This is a genomic window from Hydrogenophaga sp. (assembly GCF_030158645.1).
Lineage (GTDB): Bacteria > Pseudomonadota > Gammaproteobacteria > Burkholderiales > Burkholderiaceae_C > Hydrogenophaga.
Genome location: NZ_JAOASO010000165.1, coordinates 1 through 1,065, shown reverse-complemented (window position 1 = coordinate 1,065; position 1,065 = coordinate 1). Strand labels below are relative to the sequence as shown.

2 protein-coding genes are annotated in these 1,065 nt (G+C 61.0%); both read left to right on the top strand.

The features are described from left to right. Nucleotides 1–482 (top strand): DUF6776 family protein (locus tag Q1W68_RS17910; protein ID WP_300717213.1); only part of this gene is annotated, 482 nt, incomplete at its 5' end. Between the two features lie 29 nt (nt 483–511). Further along, nucleotides 512–910, top strand: coding sequence for a polymer-forming cytoskeletal protein (locus Q1W68_RS17905; protein ID WP_300717212.1), 399 nt, complete (start codon nt 512–514; stop codon nt 908–910). Nucleotides 911–1,065 lie beyond the last annotated feature (155 nt).

Genomic DNA, 1,065 nt, shown 5'->3' with positions numbered 1-1,065 from the left:
CAGAGCTGCTCAACGCGCAGTCGGTGGCCAACACGTCGGAGAGCTTGCTCACCACGGAGCGCAGCGCGCAAGAACAGCTTGCCGTGCGCATTCGGCAGCTGGAGGCCGACAACGAACTGCTGCGCACCGATCTCGGTTTCTTTGAACGCCTGATCCCCGGTGCGGGCGGCGATGCGCTGAGCATCCGCGGCCTGCAGGCCGAGCGGGTGTCCGACACCCAGTGGCGGTGGCAGGCACTCATGATGCAGGCCACCAAAAATGCGCCCGACTTCAAAGGTGCGCTGCAGATCACCTTCACCGGCACGCTGGACGGCAAACCGTGGTCGCTGGCGCAGGCGCCCGCGCCGCAGCCGGTGCTGATCAAGGGCTACCTGAGGCTGGAAGGCATCGTCGATGTGCCGCCACAGGCCATGGTAAAAAACGTGACGGCCAAGATCCTTCAAGGAAATTCGGTGCGCTCGGTGCAAACATTCCAGCTGTGACAACAGCGACCCGTCGTTTGGAGAACCCCATGTTTGGCAAGAAAAAACAGCCCCCCATCAAGAGCCTGATCGCACAGGGCACCCGCATCGAAGGCAATGTCCTGTTTCACGACGGATTGCGCGTGGACGGTGAAGTGGTGGGCGATATCCGCGCCAGCGACGAACACCCCAGCATCCTGGTGATCAGCGAAGTGGCGGTGGTCACCGGCCAGATCCTGGCCGACCACGTGATCATCAATGGCCACGTCAAGGGCCCGGTGCAGGCCTTCGAGTTGCTGGAGCTGCAGCCCAAGGCGCGCATCGAGGGCGATGTGTCTTACAAAGCCCTGGAGATGCACCAGGGCGCCACCATCACCGGCCAGCTCAAACCCATGGCCGGTGGTGTCGAGGACAAACCCACACTGAAACTGGCGGCAAACAACGGCTGAGCGCATTCCCGAGCAATTTGATTTAGTATCTTTCTCATTCCCGGACTGCACAGCATCCGGTCTTTCTCCAGTGAACCTGCACCAGGTTCAAACCATCTCCAAGAGGTCATCCATGAGCGCAGTGGCAGAAAACATCCAGACTGAAATGCCGGCCC

Coding starts and splice junctions, on each gene's coding strand:
- Q1W68_RS17905 (WP_300717212.1), top strand. CDS start 512: ATGTTTGGCAAGAAAAAACAGCCCCCCATCAAGAGCCTGATCGCACAG.